The organism is Thioclava sp. JM3, assembly GCF_002213185.1.
GTDB classification, from domain to species: domain Bacteria; phylum Pseudomonadota; class Alphaproteobacteria; order Rhodobacterales; family Rhodobacteraceae; genus Thioclava; species Thioclava nitratireducens.
This window is the reverse complement of the sequence record NZ_NBOB01000003.1, coordinates 210,071-226,966: the sequence shown is the minus strand read 5'-3', so window position 1 is coordinate 226,966 and position 16,896 is coordinate 210,071. Positions and strand designations below refer to the sequence as shown.

The 16,896-nt window shown below is 64.6% G+C and carries 16 protein-coding genes and 1 tRNA gene; 6 read left to right on the top strand and 11 right to left on the bottom strand.

The window, feature by feature from the left end:
• Nucleotides 1–72: 72 nt before the first annotated feature.
• Genes B6V73_RS07030 through B6V73_RS07020 form a run of 3 tightly spaced genes read right to left on the bottom strand, consistent with a single transcriptional unit; the run spans nt 73 to nt 3,331 of the window.
• Nucleotides 73–933, bottom strand: a complete 861-nt coding sequence (locus B6V73_RS07030; protein ID WP_088724872.1) for a glycosyltransferase family 2 protein — start codon at nt 931–933, stop codon at nt 73–75.
• The gene (locus B6V73_RS07025) at nt 933–2,096 is read right to left on the bottom strand and encodes a polysaccharide pyruvyl transferase family protein (RefSeq protein WP_088724871.1); all 1,164 of its coding nucleotides are present in this window, start codon (nt 2,094–2,096) and stop codon (nt 933–935) included. The genes B6V73_RS07030 and B6V73_RS07025 overlap by 1 nt, the downstream gene beginning before the upstream one ends.
• Nucleotides 2,093–3,331 carry a Coenzyme F420 hydrogenase/dehydrogenase, beta subunit C-terminal domain gene (locus B6V73_RS07020; RefSeq protein WP_088724870.1) on the bottom strand — a complete coding sequence of 413 codons (1,239 nt, stop codon included), beginning with the start codon at nt 3,329–3,331 and terminating at the stop codon, nt 2,093–2,095. Before B6V73_RS07020 ends, B6V73_RS07025 begins: the two co-directional genes overlap by 4 nt.
• A gap of 198 nt (nt 3,332–3,529) precedes the next feature.
• On the opposite strand from B6V73_RS07020, the gene B6V73_RS07015 reads away from it, so the two are divergent.
• Nucleotides 3,530–4,921, top strand: a complete 1,392-nt coding sequence (locus B6V73_RS07015; RefSeq protein WP_088724869.1) for an oligosaccharide flippase family protein — start codon at nt 3,530–3,532, stop codon at nt 4,919–4,921.
• 74 nt (nt 4,922–4,995) lie between these two features.
• A complete protein-coding gene (locus B6V73_RS07010; RefSeq protein WP_168174873.1) occupies nt 4,996–6,021 on the top strand; it encodes an SH3 domain-containing protein in 1,026 nt (341 codons plus the stop codon).
• A 455-nt stretch (nt 6,022–6,476) separates the two neighbouring features.
• Here the strand turns inward: B6V73_RS07010 and B6V73_RS07000 are convergent, their stop codons facing one another.
• The 8 genes from B6V73_RS07000 to pdxH form a co-directional block, all read right to left on the bottom strand.
• Nucleotides 6,477–6,818 (bottom strand): zinc ribbon domain-containing protein YjdM, encoded by a 342-nt coding sequence (locus B6V73_RS07000; protein WP_088724866.1) that lies wholly within the window; start codon nt 6,816–6,818, stop codon nt 6,477–6,479.
• A gap of 94 nt (nt 6,819–6,912) precedes the next feature.
• Nucleotides 6,913–7,527, bottom strand: a complete 615-nt coding sequence (locus tag B6V73_RS06995; RefSeq protein WP_240496976.1) for an HD domain-containing protein — start codon at nt 7,525–7,527, stop codon at nt 6,913–6,915.
• Between the two features lie 272 nt (nt 7,528–7,799).
• Nucleotides 7,800–8,045: a hypothetical protein gene (locus B6V73_RS06990; protein WP_075775644.1), complete on the bottom strand. Its 246-nt coding sequence runs from the start codon at nt 8,043–8,045 to the stop codon at nt 7,800–7,802.
• Nucleotides 8,046–8,174: 129 nt separating this feature from the next.
• Complete coding sequence (locus B6V73_RS06985) at nt 8,175–11,834, bottom strand: vitamin B12-dependent ribonucleotide reductase (protein ID WP_088724865.1); 3,660 nt, start codon at nt 11,832–11,834, stop codon at nt 8,175–8,177.
• 523 nt (nt 11,835–12,357) lie between these two features.
• Nucleotides 12,358–12,434 (bottom strand) — tRNA-Pro (locus tag B6V73_RS06980).
• A 40-nt stretch (nt 12,435–12,474) separates the two neighbouring features.
• Nucleotides 12,475–12,966, bottom strand: coding sequence for a DUF192 domain-containing protein (locus B6V73_RS06975; protein WP_088724864.1), 492 nt, complete (start codon nt 12,964–12,966; stop codon nt 12,475–12,477).
• Nucleotides 12,936–13,472 (bottom strand): cold shock domain-containing protein, encoded by a 537-nt coding sequence (locus B6V73_RS06970; protein WP_075775745.1) that lies wholly within the window; start codon nt 13,470–13,472, stop codon nt 12,936–12,938. The genes B6V73_RS06975 and B6V73_RS06970 overlap by 31 nt, the downstream gene beginning before the upstream one ends.
• Nucleotides 13,473–13,611: 139 nt before the next feature.
• A complete protein-coding gene (gene pdxH / locus B6V73_RS06965) occupies nt 13,612–14,235 on the bottom strand; it encodes a pyridoxamine 5'-phosphate oxidase (RefSeq protein WP_088720183.1) in 624 nt (207 codons plus the stop codon).
• Nucleotides 14,236–14,400: 165 nt separating this feature from the next.
• Here pdxH and fabI point away from each other — a divergent pair, with 165 nt between their 5' ends.
• The 4 genes from fabI to B6V73_RS06945 are packed head-to-tail and all read left to right on the top strand — an operon-like array spanning nt 14,401 to nt 16,881.
• Nucleotides 14,401–15,222, top strand: coding sequence for an enoyl-ACP reductase FabI (gene fabI, locus B6V73_RS06960; RefSeq protein WP_075775648.1), 822 nt, complete (start codon nt 14,401–14,403; stop codon nt 15,220–15,222).
• A gap of 1 nt (nt 15,223) precedes the next feature.
• Nucleotides 15,224–15,841 (top strand): LysE family translocator, encoded by a 618-nt coding sequence (locus B6V73_RS06955; protein WP_075775649.1) that lies wholly within the window; start codon nt 15,224–15,226, stop codon nt 15,839–15,841.
• An 11-nt stretch (nt 15,842–15,852) separates the two neighbouring features.
• Complete coding sequence (gene gpt / locus B6V73_RS06950; RefSeq protein WP_075775650.1) at nt 15,853–16,359, top strand: xanthine phosphoribosyltransferase; 507 nt, start codon at nt 15,853–15,855, stop codon at nt 16,357–16,359.
• 3 nt (nt 16,360–16,362) lie between these two features.
• The gene (locus B6V73_RS06945) at nt 16,363–16,881 is read left to right on the top strand and encodes a DUF2127 domain-containing protein (RefSeq protein WP_075775651.1); all 519 of its coding nucleotides are present in this window, start codon (nt 16,363–16,365) and stop codon (nt 16,879–16,881) included.
• Nucleotides 16,882–16,896: the final 15 nt, after the last annotated feature.

Here is a 16,896-nt window from a genome sequence, read left to right as displayed (position 1 = left end):
GAGGGCGATCAAGGCAGCAAGCGCTTTAACCCAGATTTAACTTTTCACGTCGCCTTTGTGGCCTTCGCGCCGCTAAAGCCGCCCGAAAATCGCCTGCCGCAGCATCCAGCCCATCCGCGCGAGCCGCAGCCTTGCGAGCGTCCCCACCGCGCGGCGACGCTCGGTCGCACCGTTCAGCTCGGGATGGCGCAGGACCTTCGGCAGATGGGCGAGTATCGACACCGGCATCAACAGCGCCTTCGCGCCCCAACGCAGCCGCGCGAGCAAGCTCGCACCATTCACGCCGAAGCCTTCCTCGGTCAGGCGCCGCCATTTGCGCGACAGCGCCGCCCAATCCTGCCGCGACGGGTGGCCCACGCGCAGCCTTTCTGCATAAACCAGAGAATACCCCTTCGCGGTCGCCCGGTGGCACCAGTCCAGATCCTCCGACAGCCCGACGATGAAGGGGCCGGTGGCCTCATAAACATCGCGGCGGGTCAGCAGGTTGCCGGTGCCGGAGAACCCCTTTTCCTCGATATAGCGGCGGAAATCGAATGCGAAGACGGTCTCGAACGCCTCCGCGCCGGAACGCGGCGGCGGGGTCTCGTCGAAGACGAAGACATGACCGCCGACCAGATCGCCCTGCCCGGCCACGTCGAAGGCAGTCGCGATCCAGTCAGGATCGGCCACGCAATCGCTGTCGATGAAGAACAGCCGCTCCGCCGTCGTCTCCGCCACGCCGCGATTGCGGGCCTCTGCCGCGCCCTTTTTGGTCTCGGTGACGATCCGAAGGTCGGGATAGGCCGCGCGGACGGGGCCAAGATCATCGGTCGAGCCATTGTCGACCACCAGCAGCTCGCAACGCGCATCCAGCTGCGGCGCAAGCGTCTCGAGGCAGCGCATCAGCCGCGAGACGTCATTGTAATGCGGGATGATGATCGCGGCCTCGGCCATCACAGCGCCTTCATCAGGTTTAGCAGCGCCGCGTCATAGGCGGCGAGCCGGTCGATCCCCCGCGCCAGCGCCGATTGCGCCTCTGCGGCCAGCGTCTCGCGATTGGCGAGCCCTCGCTCCAGCGCCGCCATCACCGTATCCGCATCCGCCGTGGTCGCATCGACCGTGTGATCGTAGCCAAGCGCGCCGAAAAGCCCCGCGAACTTGCGGCTATAGGCGAGCGGCACCACCGCGACGCCCGCCGAAAATGCCGCGATACAGGCATGCATCCGCGCCCCGGTGAAAAAATCGAGCCCGGCGATATAGCTCTTGGCCTCGGAGGGGCTTGCGAAGGCAGGCGCGCAGATCACATCATGCTCGTCCGCCAGCGTCTCACAGGCGCGCAGGTCATCCTCGATCACCATCGGGCCTTCGGGCACGATCACATGCGGGACCAGATGGACCTCCGCTCCCTGCCCCTTGAACCAGTCGATCGCGCGCGCGATCAGCGCGGGATAATCCAGCGCCATCCCGAAATCATTGCTCCCGTGATAGCCCCCCGCCATCAACAGCCCCGAGACATTGAGACCGACGCGCACCGGCCCACCATCACGCGGCGCGGGCGGATCAAAAGGCAGCCGCAGCGCCAGATCGGAGGCCAGAACCGGCGCGCCGCGATAGCCCAGATCGTCCAGCGCCGCGCGCGAGCGTTCGTCGCGCACCGCCACCAGAGCCGAACGGTTGAGGCTCATCCGCGCCAGCCGCTTCGACCAGCCCTTGGTGAACGGCCCGACCGTCTGCGGCGCGACCACCAGAGGCGTGCTCGCGAGATGGGTGGCGAACTTCATCCAGAACATCTTCACCAGCCGCGAGGTGCCGTAGATGTCCGCGAAACTGTCGCCGCCGCCAATGTCGATCACCAGATCGGCGGCCTTAACTTCGGCCCACAACCCTTTGGGAGATTTCAGAAACGCGCCATCCACCTCGATCAGCCGCAGGTCATCGCCCGCGACATAGGGCGCGCGCCGGTCCTTCCAGTCGAGCACGGTAATCGCGATCTCGCGCCCCGCTTTCGTGGCCAGATCGCGCAGCAGGGCGATCTCCGACACGGTCAGCGCGCCGACACCCAGATTGTCCGAGCGCGTCGAGTGGAAGATCAGGCAGACGCGCAGCGTGCGGCTCATATCCGTCCTCGCCAGACGCGGCGCATCGTGCCTGCGAAGTTGCGCAGGTTCCGCGTGACCGGGTTCTGCAATGCACAGGCGCGCAGGTTCATCCCCTCATAGCGCGGGATCGGACGGGCCATCAGTTTGAGCGCGGCGAGACGCGCGAAAAGGGCGCGGCGGCGTTCGCGCTGACCGGGTTGGATCGCGGCGAGGTCCGCCACATCGAACGGCGCGGTCTCGACCGCCTCTGCCGCCTCGGCCTCCCTCAGAATGTCCGCGCCGAGCCGCGTGCGCGCCACGATCAGGCTGCGCCCCGGCGCCTCCTCGAACAGCGGATAGCCTTCGTCATCGGCTTCCCACGCATCGGCGCAGACCAGATCGGCGGCAACCCCGGTGCCATCGGCGCAAATCTTGCAGCGATGCTGGACATGGCGCGAGAGCACCCCGCCCCAGGCCGCGTGATAGCTCGTCTCGCGGGTGGCGCCATCATGCAGCGTGGCCACCGTCTTGCCCGGCCAGCCATTGCCGCGATAGCGCAGGCCTGTCAGTTGATCCTCGGGCGCGCCCATCTCCGCCAGCAACTCCCGCGCGCCCTCCGCGCTGGGAACGCCCGCGCAGAAGAAGGACAGGATCACCGGGAAAGTCCGCGCGAGTTTCGGATCGCGCGCCACAAGCGCCCGCAGTGCGACCGCATCGCAAGGCTTCCCGATCACCGCGAAGCGCCGTCCATCCGCGATCAGCGACGACAGATCGGCCAGTGGGGCCGAGGGCGCATAACGCGAACCCGCCGCCCCCAGAACCTCGTCCCGCGTGGTACTCAGCCGCATCCGGTTTCCGATCGGCTTCTCGGGGTCGGGTTCGATCTGGGCGATGGCATCGACACGACCCGATTGCAGCAGATGCAGCGCCAGCGCCGAGAGCGCCCCGCCCGAGGCCCCTGCATGGCGCAGGTCCGGGTCGGTGGCATGGCCGCTCTTCATCTCCATGAACCGCCCCCAAAGCGGCTCCTCTCCGGGCGCGACGCGCTGCGCGCTCTGGCCCAAGCCGGGGCAACAGGCGGCGATGGCGGCCTCGGCGCGGGCGGAAATCTCGGCGCTTTGCAGCGGGCGCAGGAAGCCGCGCGTATCCGGAGCCATGGCGATCTCGTCAGGCGCGACCGCCGCGCAAAGCCCGCAGCCTGCACAGAGATCACCCGCCGCGACTTGCGAGAGCGCATCGCTCGATGGTGTCGGAAAATGGCTGTGATGGTTCATGCTCGGCCGCTCTGCTTTTTCACGAAGTTGAACAGCAAAGCCGGGAATCTGGCAAGGCGGCATACCGCCGGAGACCTCGGTTGACGTGGCCGTCAGGCCACAGCCGTAATGCCGCGCTTGACCAAGCGGTAGCCGGGGCGGGATTATGGGCGCAAAACATGCGCGGGCGGCCAAACCCCGCCCCATATCGGACAGTACATGCTTCGCACCGCGATCCTCATCCTCAGCGGGAACGCCGCCACCTCGGCGCTGATGCTCGCGCGCAACCTCGTGATCGCGCGACTGATCCCGGTCGCCGATTACGGCGTGGCCGCGACCTTCGCGATGGTGATGGCGGTGATCGAGATGGGCTCGACGCTGGGGCTGCAGCAGCAGATCGTGCAGTCGAAGCGCGGCGACGACCCGGCGTTTCAGGCCGCACTGCAAGGTTTTCAACTGCTGCGCGGCGTGATCGCGGCGGCGGCGCTGTTCGTGCTGGCGGGGCCGATCGCCGACTTCCTCGCGATCCCGGAGGCCGCCTCTGCCTATCGCTGGCTCGCGCTGGTACCGCTCCTGACGGCGGCGCAGCATTTCGACATCCACCGCGCCCAGCGCTGGGGCCACTATCGCCCGATGCTGCTGACAGGCGCCCTGCCCGCACTGGCCGCGCTGATCGCGATCTGGCCGCTCTCGCGTCCCTTCGACGACTGGCAGGTGGCGCTTTGGGCGATCCTGCTGCACGCGGCCCTCGGGGTTCTGGTCTCGCACCTGATGGCCGAGCGCCGCTACCGCCTGCGCCTCGACCGCGCCGAGATGCGCGCGAACCTGCGTTTCGGCGCGCCGCTTCTGGCCAATGCGGCCCTGATGTATCTCGTCTTTCAGGGCGACAAGATCATCGTCGGGCGTCTGGCAGGAATGGAGGCGCTGGCGGTCTTCGCGATGGGCATGACGCTGACGCTGACGCCCACGCTGATCGGCGCGAAGTCGGTGCAGAACCTCTTTTTACCGAAACTCTCGGCCGCACATGGCCGTGCGGACGCCTCCGCGCATCGCCAGCTTGCCGGGGCGACATTCGAGGGGATGTTCCTCACCGGATCGACCCTCCTGCTGGGCACGGTCCTGATCGGACCGTTCGTCGTCACCGCCCTTCTGGGGACGAAATATGCAAGCCTCCTGCCGCTCCTGATCCCCTTCGCGCTTATGAACGCGCTCCGCGCGATCAAGAACGGGCCGAGCACGGTCGCGCTCTCGGCGGGGCAGACCGATAACGGCTTTTGGGGGAACCTGCCCCGGATCGCGGTTCTCCCGCTGAGCTATTGGGCGCTTGCCCAGACCGGCTCGATCGTGCCGGTGATCTGGCTCGGGGTCACGGGCGAGGCGATCGGTCTCGGCGTGGCGCTCTGGCGGCTGTCGCGGGTCATGGCGCTGCCACAGGTTGGCCGCGCTGCGCTGACGACCGCACTCGTGCTGGTCGCGATCCCGCTGATTACACTTGCCGCGCCCGGCACGCTGCTGATCTGGCCGATCGCGCTGCTCCTGATCGCGGCGCAACTTGCCGCCCTACCCCATCTGCGGGCCTATTTCGGACGCCCGCTCACCAGCACTGCCTGACGCCGCGCCTCTGTACGATTTTCGTGCTACACTCTCCGATGACGCGCGCCATAAACCAAAGAGGGAGGATCGGTATGAACCGGTTTCTGGGTTATGTCTTCGTCGCGGCGCTCTCACTCGCAACGCCTGCCCTCGCGGAGGAGATGCGCGAGGTTCCGGTGTATTTCTCAGCCGGAGCGGATAACGCGGTTCTGAGCGATCGCATCAAGGGCTATGACAGCGTGATCTACACGATCGGCGCCGAGGCCGGTCAGACGATCGATATCAAGCTGTCCACGAACCACACCGCCACGTATTTCAACCTCTACGGTCCCGGGAGCGGGCCCGGCGATCAGGCGATCATCAACAGCCAGTTCACGCCCGAGCTGAACCACTACACCGGCACGCTGCCCAGCTCGGGGACATACAAGATCTCGGTCTACATGATGCGCTCGGCGGCGCGGCGCGACGAGGTTGCGAATTTCGACATCCGGATCGGGATCACCGGCGAGACCGGCGCGATCGTGCAGGGCGATTATGCCGACGGGCTGCAGGGCGGGCCGGATTTCTGGCAGGTCCAGACCGGCGATATCAACGATCCGCTGAACCTGCGCGCGAGGCCCTCGACCGGGGCTACGATCCTCGGCCGGTTCCCCGAGGGGGCGATCCTGCGCAACATGGGCTGCCGAATGGCCGAGGGTCAGCGCTGGTGCCAGGTCGCGGCCACCGAGGGCTATCTGACCGGCTGGGTCGCAGGACGCTATCTGCGAGAAGGCTCTGCCCCGCCACCGCGCGTGGCCGAACCCGAGACCCGCGATCAGCAGGTCCAGTTCGCCCCCGGCACGAGCGGCGCGGTGCTGAGATCAACCCTCGCCCCCGGCGCTGCGGTCAACTACCGGCTCGGCGCGCGGGCCAAGCAGTTCCTCACGGCGCAGCTCCAGACAGGCTCGCCTGCGGTGCATTTCAACATCTTCACCCCGGACGGCCAGCTTCTCTACGAGAGCCGCGGCGGTAGGCGCGACTATCGCGGACAGCTCTGGCTCAACGGCGAAAACCGGATCACGGTGTACAATATCGGCGACGCCCCTGCCCCCTTCACGATGATCGTCGGGATCGAGTGAGCGCGGGCGCGAACCGGAGGGACAATCCAATGACCAAGAGGACGACACTCACACGCAGGGCCGCCACCGCGGCCCTGGCGGGCGTGACCCTGAGCGCGCTCGCAGCCTGCGTTCCAGAGCCACCCGACGGACGGCCAAGCCCGCTCGACGGGCACTGGGTCGGTAGGTACACCCCTCAGAGCATGCGTGTGATGGATCGGCCCTGCACGCCGGGCTACGGCGGGATATTCATCCGGGACGGCCGGGTTTCGGGCCAGGCCACCAACACCTACGGAGCTTCCTACAGGGTAACCGGGCAAGTCGTCGGAGCCGACCGGATCGTCGGGAATTTCTACTTCCGAACGCGCTCTGTCGGCTCACTCAAGGGGCAGCTGGTCAAAGGGCGCCTCGTGGGGGATTATCAAAACGTCGACGGGTGCAGCGGCACCTGGGTCGCGACGCGACAATGAGGAGGCTTACTCGGAAACTTTTTTCACGAATTGGGACTTCAGCCCCATCTGGCCGATGCCGGGCACCTTGCAGTCGATATCGTGATCGCTGTCGACGAGGCGGATGCCGCGCACCTTGGTGCCGACCTTCACCACCGAGGAGGAGCCCTTCACCTTGAGGTCCTTGATCACTGTCACCGTGTCGCCGTCGTTCAGCACGTTGCCCACCGCGTCGCGCACCTCCGCGGGCGCATCCGCGTCACCCGAGGCCGACCATTCATGGCCGCATTCGGGACAGATCAGCAGGGCGTCCATCTCGTAGGTGAAGGACGAGTTGCATTCGGGGCACGGGGGCAAGGTATCGCTCATGGGTCATGCCCTTAGTCTCGCGCGCCTGTTATCGCCAGAAAAATCTTTCTCCTGCGACAATAAGCGGGAAGCGATCTGTGCGGCTCCGGCCCGCTCAGGCTGGATCGGGCAAGCCGTGAACCTCGCCAGCGCGCAGGACCTCTGGCGCATAGGCCTTGCGGGAAAACACCTCGCGGACGTCCTCGACGAAGCTCTCCAGCGGGTCCATCGGATAGGCCGGATCGAAGCTCGACTGATCCCAGCGCTCGCAGAATTGCTCGCAGCTGCGATAACAGGGGTGGTCCTTGAATTTCTGGCGCTCCTCCGGGTCCCAACCGTAGTGATGGCCGTAATAGGCGATCTGGAAAATGCCGTGATGTTCGACCACCCACGAGACCTCCTCGCGGACATAGGGCCGCAGAATTTCCGCCGCCATCCGGTCGTGGTTCTGGGGCGCGAGCCGGTCGCCGATGTCGTGCAGCAGTGCCGCCACGATCCAGTCAAGATCCGCCCCGTCCCGCCGCGCCCGGGTCGCCGCCTGCAGCCCGTGTTCGAGCCGCGTGATCTGGTAGCCCGACAGCGTCTCCTCCGCCTGCGCGGCGAGTTCGCGCAACAACCGATCCGCCGTTCCTGCAAGGAAGGGCTTCTCCAGTTCTTCGAGCAGTTCGTAATCTTCGCGGGTGCCGTCTTTCATCTGGGTGAAGGAGACTGTCGGTCCGGATGCGGTCATCTGCGGTCCTTCCGGTTGCGGGTTTCATTCCTCGGCCGCCTCGGGCCACACCGGACATCGTGACGCGGGATGGCGAAAATGGCCAGAGCGCGGCCGCACCTTCCAGTTTCACCCCGAACGGAAAGAGGCCCTCTCCGGGGGGCGGAGAGGGCCAGTTTCGCCGATCAGGCTCATTAGTTTACCGCCCGAGCTGTTTTTAGTCTCGCCTGGGCCTTCTCGGCGTCTGGGACGAGCGCACCCGCCCCGGATCTCGTTGTTGCGCACGGCGGCGCTCAGTGCAGCGCCATCTCGCGCGCGGTCATCAGGGTGACGGTGGTCGCACCGCCGCCCATCCGGATATCGGTCACGTCAAGCGCGTGGTGATCGAGGTCGCCGCCGAGGCAGGCGATCTCGGTGCCCGTGAAAGTCGCGTCGATCAGCGAGGTCAGCCCCTCGCCCACCAGCTCGGCCTCGATGCCACCGGGGATGCGGCGCGTCGTTTTGGGGGTCACCCGCTTATTGCCGACGATCAGGTCCAATTTCCGCTCCTTGCCGCCTTTGGCGGTCGTTTCTGTCCCTCGGGCCGCGCCCGTCTTCCCTCGGCCCGGACAGACCGGACCGCGCCGTCGTCGTCGGGGCCCCGGCCGCCAGACCGAGACCCCTGTCCCTCAAGAGCAACCGCTGGTCGCCCCGCAGGTGTTGCACTTCATGCAGGTGCCGTTGCGCACCAGCGTGTAGTTGCCGCAATCTCCGCAAGCTTCGCCCTCGTAGCCCTGCATCTTCGCCTTGGCGCGGGCATCCATCTGGACCGAGCCCGAGGAGACCGCGGTGGAGCTGGAGGCACGGGCCTGCGCGCTTTGCGCGGGCATCTGCGAGGTCACCACTTCCACGCCGCCCTGCAGAGCCATCAGCTCTTGCGGCAGGCGCTTGCGCAGATAGCCGGTCGAGGAAATCTGGCGCAGCACTTCGAGCGACTTCGAAGCGTTCTCGGACATCGGCTCGACATTGCCGTCGGCGCGCTTGCCCTCGTTCTCGCCACCGCCCAGATCGTCGAAGCTGGTGCCCTGCGGCTTGATATGCGCAAGGTCGGTGCGGTCGAGATAGGACACGGCCAGTTCGCGGAACACGTAGTCGAGGATCGAGGTCGCGTTCTTGATCGAGTCGTTGCCCTGCACCATCCCGGCCGGTTCGAACTTGGTGAAGGTGAAGGCGTCCACGAACTCCTCCAGCGGCACGCCGTATTGCAGGCCCACCGACACGGCGATCGCGAAGTTGTTCATCATCGCCCGGAAGCCAGCGCCTTCCTTGTGCATGTCGATGAAGATCTCGCCCAGCGTGCCGTCATGGTATTCGCCGGTGCGCAGATAGACCTTGTGACCGCCCACGACCGCCTTCTGGGTGTAGCCCTTGCGACGTTCCGGAAGCTTCTCGCGGTGGCTGCGGACGATCTCCTTGACCAGCACCTTCTCGACGATCTTCTCGGCGAGCACGGCGGCCTTTTCCTGGGTCGAGCCGGTGGCGAGGATTTCCTCGGCCTCCTCGTCATCCTCGACCAGCGCGGCGGCCAGCGGCTGCGACAGTTTCGACCCGTCACGGTAGAGCGCGTTAGCCTTGATACCGAGCGACCAGCTGAGCTCGTAAGCCGCTTTCACGTCTTCGATCGAGGCGTGGTTCGCCATGTTGATCGTCTTCGAGATCGCGCCCGAGATGAAGCTCTGCGCGGCAGCCATCATGTGGATGTGGCTCTCGACGCTGAGGTAGCGCTTGCCCTTCTTGCCGCAGGGATTGGCGCAGTCGAACACGCTCAGGTGCTCGTCCTTCAGGTGCGGCGCGCCTTCCAGCGTCATCGTCCCGCAGACATGGTCGTTCGCGGCGTCGATCTGCTTCTTGGTGAAGCCGAGGTGACGCAGCATGTCGAAGGTCGGGTCGTTCAGCTTCTCGGCCGGGATGCCCAGCGTCTGGGTGCAGAACTCCTCGCCCAGCGTCCACTGGTTGAAGACGAAGCGGATATCGAAGGCGGTCGGCAGCGCGGCCTCGACCTTCTCGATCTCGCGCGGGCCGAAACCGTGGCCGATCAGCGCGGTGGTGTTGATGTCGGGGCAGTTGCCAAGGCTGGCGTGGCCCACGGCATAGGCGATGATCTCTTCGATCTGCGCCGAGCTATAGCCCAGCGTTTCGAGCGCGCCCGGCACCGAGCGGTTGATGATCTTGAAGTAGCCGCCGCCTGCAAGCTTCTTGAATTTCACCAGCGCGAAGTCCGGCTCGATCCCGGTGGTGTCGCAATCCATTACCAGACCGATCGTCCCGGTTGGCGCGATCACCGACACCTGCGCGTTGCGGTAGCCGTGCTGCTCGCCCAGGGCCAGCGCCTCGTCCCAGGATTGTTTGGCCAGCGCGATCAGTTCCTGATCGGGGCAGCCCTTGTGATCGAGCGCGACCGGCTTGATCTCGAGGCTCTCGTAGCCATCGGTCTTGCCGTAAGCGGCGTTGCGGTGGTTGCGGATGACGCGGAGCATATGCTTCGAGTTCTTCTCGTAGCCCGGGAACGCGCCCAACTCGCCCGCCATCTCGGCCGAAGTGGCGTAGGAGACACCGGTCATCACGGCGGTCAGCGCGCCACACAGCGCCCGGCCCTCTTTCGAGTCGTAGCCCAGACCCATGTTCATCAGCAGGCCGCCGATATTGGCATAGCCGAGGCCCAGCGTGCGGAAGTCGTAGCTGCGCTGCGCGATTTCCTTCGAGGGGAACTGCGCCATCAGCACCGAGATTTCCAGCGTCACGGTCCACAGGCGGGTGGCGTGCATGTAGCTTTCCGCGTCGAACTTGCCGTCCTTGTAGAAGGTCAGCAGGTTCATCGAGGCAAGGTTACAGGCCGTGTCGTCGAGGAACATGTATTCCGAGCACGGGTTCGAGCCGCGGATCGGGCCGTCCTCGGGGCAGGTGTGCCATTCGTTGACGGTGTCGTGGAACTGGATGCCCGGATCGGCGCAGGCCCATGCGGCGTGGCCAACCTGCTCCCACAGCTCGCGCGCCTTCACGGTCTTCGCGACCTTGCCGTCGGTGCGGCGGATCAGTTCCCAATCGGCATCGTCCTTCACCGCTTTCAGGAAGGCGTTGGTGACGCGCACCGAGTTGTTCGAGTTCTGGCCCGAAACCGAAACATAGGCTTCCGAGTCCCAATCGGTGTCGTAGGTCGGGAATTCGATCGAGCTGTAGCCCTGCCGTGCATATTGCAGCACGCGGTTGATGTAGGTCTCCGGGATCATCACGCGCTTGGCGGATTTGATCGCGGCTTTCAGCGCCTCGTTCTGAGTCGGATCGACCGAGGTCTCGTCGGAGCCGTCGAATTCGCGGATCGCGGCGAAGATGCCGTTCAGCTCGCGCTCATGCAGTTTGGAGCCCGCGACCAGCGAGGCCACTTTCTGCTCTTCGATGACCTTCCAGTTGACGAATTCCTCGATATCCGGGTGATCCATGTCGCAGATCACCATCTTCGCGGCGCGGCGCGTGGTGCCGCCCGACTTGATCGCGCCCGCCGCACGGTCGCCGATCTTGAGGAAGCCCATCAGGCCGGAGGATTTACCACCGCCCGAGAGGCTCTCGCCTTCGGCGCGCAGGCTCGAGAAGTTGGTGCCCGTGCCCGAGCCGTATTTGAACAGGCGCGCCTCGCGGACCCAGAGGTCCATGATCCCGCCCTCTTTCACCAGATCGTCCGAGACCGACTGGATGAAGCAGGCATGGGGCTGCGGATGCTCGTAGGCCGAGGTCGAGGAGGTGAGCTTGCCGGTCTTGTGATCGACATAGAAGTGGCCCTGACCGGGACCGTCGATGCCGTAGGCCCAGTGCAGGCCGGTGTTGAACCATTGCGGCGAGTTCGGCGCGGCCATCTGTTCGGCCAGCATGAAGCGCATCTCGTCATAGTAAGCCTGCGCATCAGCTTCCGTGGTGAAGTAGCCGCCCTTCCAGCCCCAATAGCACCAGGCACCGGCGAGACGGTCGAACACTTGCTTGGCCGAGCTTTCGCCCGTGAAGCGCGCCTCTTCGGGGAGTTGGGCCAGCGCCTCTTCATCGGGAACCGAGCGCCACAGGAATTCCGGCACGCCCTTTTCCTTGACCTTCTTCAGCGCCGCCGGGACGCCGGCCTTGCGGAAGTATTTCTGCGCCAGAACGTCCGAGGCGACCTGGCTCCAACCGCTGGGCACTTCGACCGACTCGTTACGGAACACCACCTTGCCGTCGGGATTGCGAATCTCGGATGCGGTCGTCGTGAACTCCAGCGCGCCGTAGGCGCCGGTTTCGTCGGTGGTGAACTTGCGTTCGATCTTCATTGCCCTGTCCCCGTTTGCAGTCAGTCAAATCCGGTGTCGGCGGGAGCCGCAGAGAACAGAAAGCCCGGACCTCGCAGTCGACACCGCGAGGGCTGCGCGCCCCGGATTCGGGGGTGCAATGTCCGAAATCTGTCCCTTGGCCCTAGGCTCCACTACATCTGGTGGGTTGGCCTCCGACACCACACAACCTGCCGTAGGCGCACCGAGCCGTCAACGAAACTTTCACCTTGAGTCAGTCCATTTTTCAGTTGACCGGCCCCAAGGGAAGCGGACTGCACGATTCCTCCACATTTGGTTAACGCTAGGACGCCGCGCTGCGGCACCAATAAGGGCCAAATTTCATTGAGGATTCCCGCGCGTTTGCGGCTCATCTGGGAATTTCAATCCACAGCACGCAATATCTTGTGGATAGCCGCGCCGGCTTTGCGCAAAAAATGGGCAAATTCGCGGATCGTGTCGCTAGTGCCACAATCAAGGCCTGCCACTAGATGTAGTCAGGGCCGGAATCGGCAATTTGGAGGGATGGTCGGGGCGGCGAGATTCGAACTCACGACCTTCTGTACCCAAAACAGACGCGCTACCAGGCTGCGCTACGCCCCGACGCCCTCTCCTTACAAAGAGGTTCGGCACAAGGAAAGGGTCATTCGCAGGGAAATGCGGCTTGTGCCGGATCGACGCTGGGATGCGCAAGCTCCGCACCCGGCGCGATCCCGTAGCGCGCGGCCATCCCGGCATTGATCTCGAGCACGTAGCGTACCGGCGCGCCGGAGGGAATCGGCGTGTCGTCATTGGGAGTGGTGTTCGCCGCGACCTTCACCACGCGCCCTGCCGGATCGATGAAAACCATATCGAGCGGCAGCGGCGTGTCGTGCATCCAGAAGGCGACCTCGCGCGGGCGGTCATAGATGAAGAGCATTCCTGCCCCCGCGTCCATCTCGCGCCGACCCATCAGGCCCTGCGCACGCTCTGCACTGTCATCGGCAATCTCGATGGTGAAATTCACCAACTGGCCATCCGTGCGCAGAATCGCGACATCGTTGCGGCATTGCGCTCCGTCCGCCGCGGCGATGCCCGGCGCCAAACTCAGAAGAAGGGCGGCGCTCAGCGCCCGGATTTCAAACCAGCATCCCATGCGAGCACCTGTGCCGCCATCCGCCCCCTCTTGCCTTCGATCACCCGCAGGCACACCGCTTCGCCGGGGCTGAGATCGGCGAAGCCCGACCGACGCAGAACTTCCATGTGAATGAAAATATCCTCTTCGTTTTCGAAGATGTTGGCAAAGCCGAATCCCTTGGCCTTTTCAAACCACTTCACCCGCGCCGGTTCCAGCGGCAGGGCCGCGATATCGTCGAAACTGTTGTCACCCAAATCTTCGATCGGCGCGACGGGCTCGCCTTCCGGGGGTAAAATCTCCAAGACCTCGACCGCCTGCGCGCCGCGCGGGGTCAGCTGCATCTGGACACGAATCCGTGCGCGGTCAGCAATCGAGCCCTGGCCGAAATTGCGAAGCACATTCGCGTGTAGAAGGATATCCGGCCCCCCTTCGCCATCGACGATGAAGCCGAACCCTTTGACTGGGTCAAACCATTTAACGGTGCCGGTGACTTCGCGAGGCTCGGCCTCCGACTCCCCCAGCATCTTCCATCCCGTTTGCATACTTCGGGCTTTCCTGTTCGCATTTCCGCCCGCACCTCACTCAGGAGATGCGGTATTCACGCGACACTTCAAGAGAATTCTCAAAGTTTCAAGACCCTATGCAATTCACGAAGCGCGAGTTTCAGGGGTTTAGGCGGGTCACTTCCCACGCATCGGCAAGGGTTTGCCGGCTCCAACGGAAACGATCGTGAAGGCGAAATGCGCCGTCCGCCCAAAATTCCAACTCCAAGGGCTTGATTCTGAACCCTCCCCAGAAAGGCGGTCGTTCCGGATTTGTGCCATGACCCGCGGTCACCTTCGCGACCTCCGCCATCAGCGCGCTGCGCGAGCTCAGCGGCTCACTTTGTCGCGAGGCCCACGCCCCGAGACGCGATTTCAAGGAGCGTGACTTGTAATAGACATCGGCCTGCGGCCCTTCCTCGCGTTCAACCATACCGCGAACCCGAATCTGGCGGCGCAATGACTTCCAATGCATCACGAAAGCAGCTTTTCCGGCGCTCTCGATCTCCTGCGCCTTCACCGATCCGTAGTTGGTGTAGAAGACGAACGCCCCGCCCGAGGGCATGTCGCGCCCCTCTATTTCCTTGAGGAGAACCATGCGCGCATTGGGCATCCCGTCCGGATCGACCGTCGCCAGCGCTATCGCATTGGGATCGTTGATCTCGGTCTCTTCGGCTTCGCTCAGCCAAGCCTGCGCGATCGCGAAAGGATCGTCGCCCGCGAAAATTCCGGTTCTGTCACTCATACTCGCCTCCAGTCTGGCCCGTCGCATGGCACACCGTGCCCAACGCTCCGATCGGCAACACGATCCACACGATCATGCTTGACCGGAGGTCAGTAGCCTTGATGCGTCTTCACCTTTCGCCTAAAGCATTCGGACTTACCAGAGCGAAGCGGGGGACAACCTGACATGTCGAACAACCTGATGGCGGGCAAACGCGGGCTGATCATGGGCCTTGCGAATGACAAATCCATCGCCTGGGGCATCGCCAAGGCCCTCGCGGATGCGGGAGCGGAACTCGCCTTCTCGTTCCAGGGCGAGGCGCTCAAGAAGCGCGTGGGACCGCTGGCCGAACAGCTCGGCTCCGAGATCCTCGTCGAATGCGACGTCGCCAACGGTGACTCGATCAAGAGCCTTTTCGAGACGCTGCGCACGCATTGGGACAGCATCGATTTCGTCGTCCACGCGATCGGTTTCTCCGACAAGTCGGAGCTGCGCGGGCGCTATGTCGACACCTCGCGCGACAACTTCAAAACCACGATGGACATCTCGGTCTATTCCTTCACAGCAGTGTGCAAGGAAGCTGCTGCGATGATGAACGAGGGCGGCTCGCTGCTCACGCTGACCTATTACGGTGCCGAGCAGGTCATGCCGCATTACAACGTGATGGGCGTGGCGAAAGCGGCGCTGGAAGCCAGCGTGATGTATATCGCAGAGGACCTCGGCAAGGACGGAATCCGCTGCAACGCGATCTCCGCCGGTCCGATCAAGACGCTCGCGGCTTCGGGCATCGGCGATTTCCGCTACATCATGAAGTGGAACGAGCTGAACTCGCCGCTGCGCCGCAACGTGACGCAGGAAGAGGTCGGCAAGGCCGCGCTCTACCTGCTCTCCGATCTCGGCTCCGGCACCACCGGCGAGACGCTGCATGTCGACGCGGGCTATCACGTCGTGGGCATGAAAGCGGTCGACGCGCCCGATATCGACGTGGTCACCAAGCGGAAGGAATGAGATGACCCTCGCGGCCCTCACCGCGATCTATTTCGTGCATCTGGCCGCGGCGATGTCGCCGGGGCCAGCTGTGCTGCTGGCCGCGCGCACGGGACTGCGCGACGGGTTCCAGCGCGGCATCTGGCTCGCACTCGGGATCGGCTTGGGCGCGGTTATCTGGGCGGCGGCGGCGCTGTTCGGTCTCGCCCTCGTCTTCAAGATCGCCCCTGCCCTGCTGACCACGCTGAAAATCGCCGGCGCGGCCTATCTGCTGTGGCTCGCATACAAGATGTGGCGCCACGCGGACGATCCGATGGACGATGAGATTCCCGACCTGCCCCGCACCCGCTCGGCTCCGCGTCTGATCTGGCTCGGCATCTCGACCCAGCTCGCCAACCCGAAACCCGCCGTATTCTTCGGCACCGTCTTCCTGACCTTCATCCCGCCCTCGGCGCCCGCATGGGCCTATGCCGCGATCCTCGGCATCGTGATGTTCAACGATGCGGGATGGAACGTCATCGTCGCGCGGATATTCTCGCTCGAGAAGACGCGCGCGGCCTATCTGAACCTGAAAACCGTGATCGAGCGCTGCTTCGGCGGCCTGCTGGCGCTGCTCGGTCTGAAACTCGCTCTGAGCTGAGGAGACCCCCGATGTCCGATCGTCTGCCGCATGAAAAAGGCTTCCACGTCAGCTGGGACCAAATCCACCGGGACGCCCGTGCGCTGGCATGGCGTCTCGACGGGAAGGGGCCGGGCGACGGCAGCTGGCGCGCCGTGGTAGGCATCACCCGTGGCGGCCTCGTTCCGGCGGCGATCGTCGCGCGCGAACTGGACATCCGCACGGTCGATACGATCTCGGTCAAAAGCTACAACCATCAGGAACAACGCGAAGCGCAGGTCATCAAGCCCACGCAGGAGAGCCTGATGGAAAACGGCGGCGAAGGCGTGCTGATCGTCGACGACCTCGTCGATACCGGCAACACGCTGAAGCTGGTGCGCGACCTCTTCCCGAAGGCGCAATTCGCGACCGTCTACGCCAAGCCGATGGGCGCACCGCTGGTCGACACCTTCATCACCGAAGTCAGCCAGGACACTTGGATCTTCTTCCCCTGGGACATGGCGCTGCAATATGTGCAACCCTATCGCGGCACGGACTGATCAGTGCGGTTCGGCGCACCCGGAACCCCTCTCGGGCGGTTCCTGCACTGGCTTTTCGAGGTCAGCCTGATCATCAAGGCGATCTTCGAGATTGCGGAAACGCTGTCCGGCCTCGCGCTTCTCGGGCTGCCGAAGAATGCGGTCTTCGACGCCGCGCATTGGCTGACCGCGCGAGAGCTGCGCGAGGATCCCAATGACCGCATCGCCAATGCGTTCCTCAACGCGGCCCATCACTTCTCGATCCAGACTCAGGATTTCTACGGCTTCTACTTCACCAGCCACGGCTTGCTGAAGCTGGTCGTGGTGATCCTGCTGATCCGCGGACTGATCTGGGCCTACCCGATGGCGATCGTGATGATGACCGGCTTCGTGGCCTACCAGATGTATCTCTACAGTCTGAACCATGGCGCGGGCATGCTGGCGCTGACGGTGCTGGATCTCGTGGTCATCGCGCTGACCCTACGCGAGTGGTATGTGCGGCACAGCTTCGCATGGCGCAACCACCATGAGGGACGCAGCTAGGGCGCGCTGCGCCCC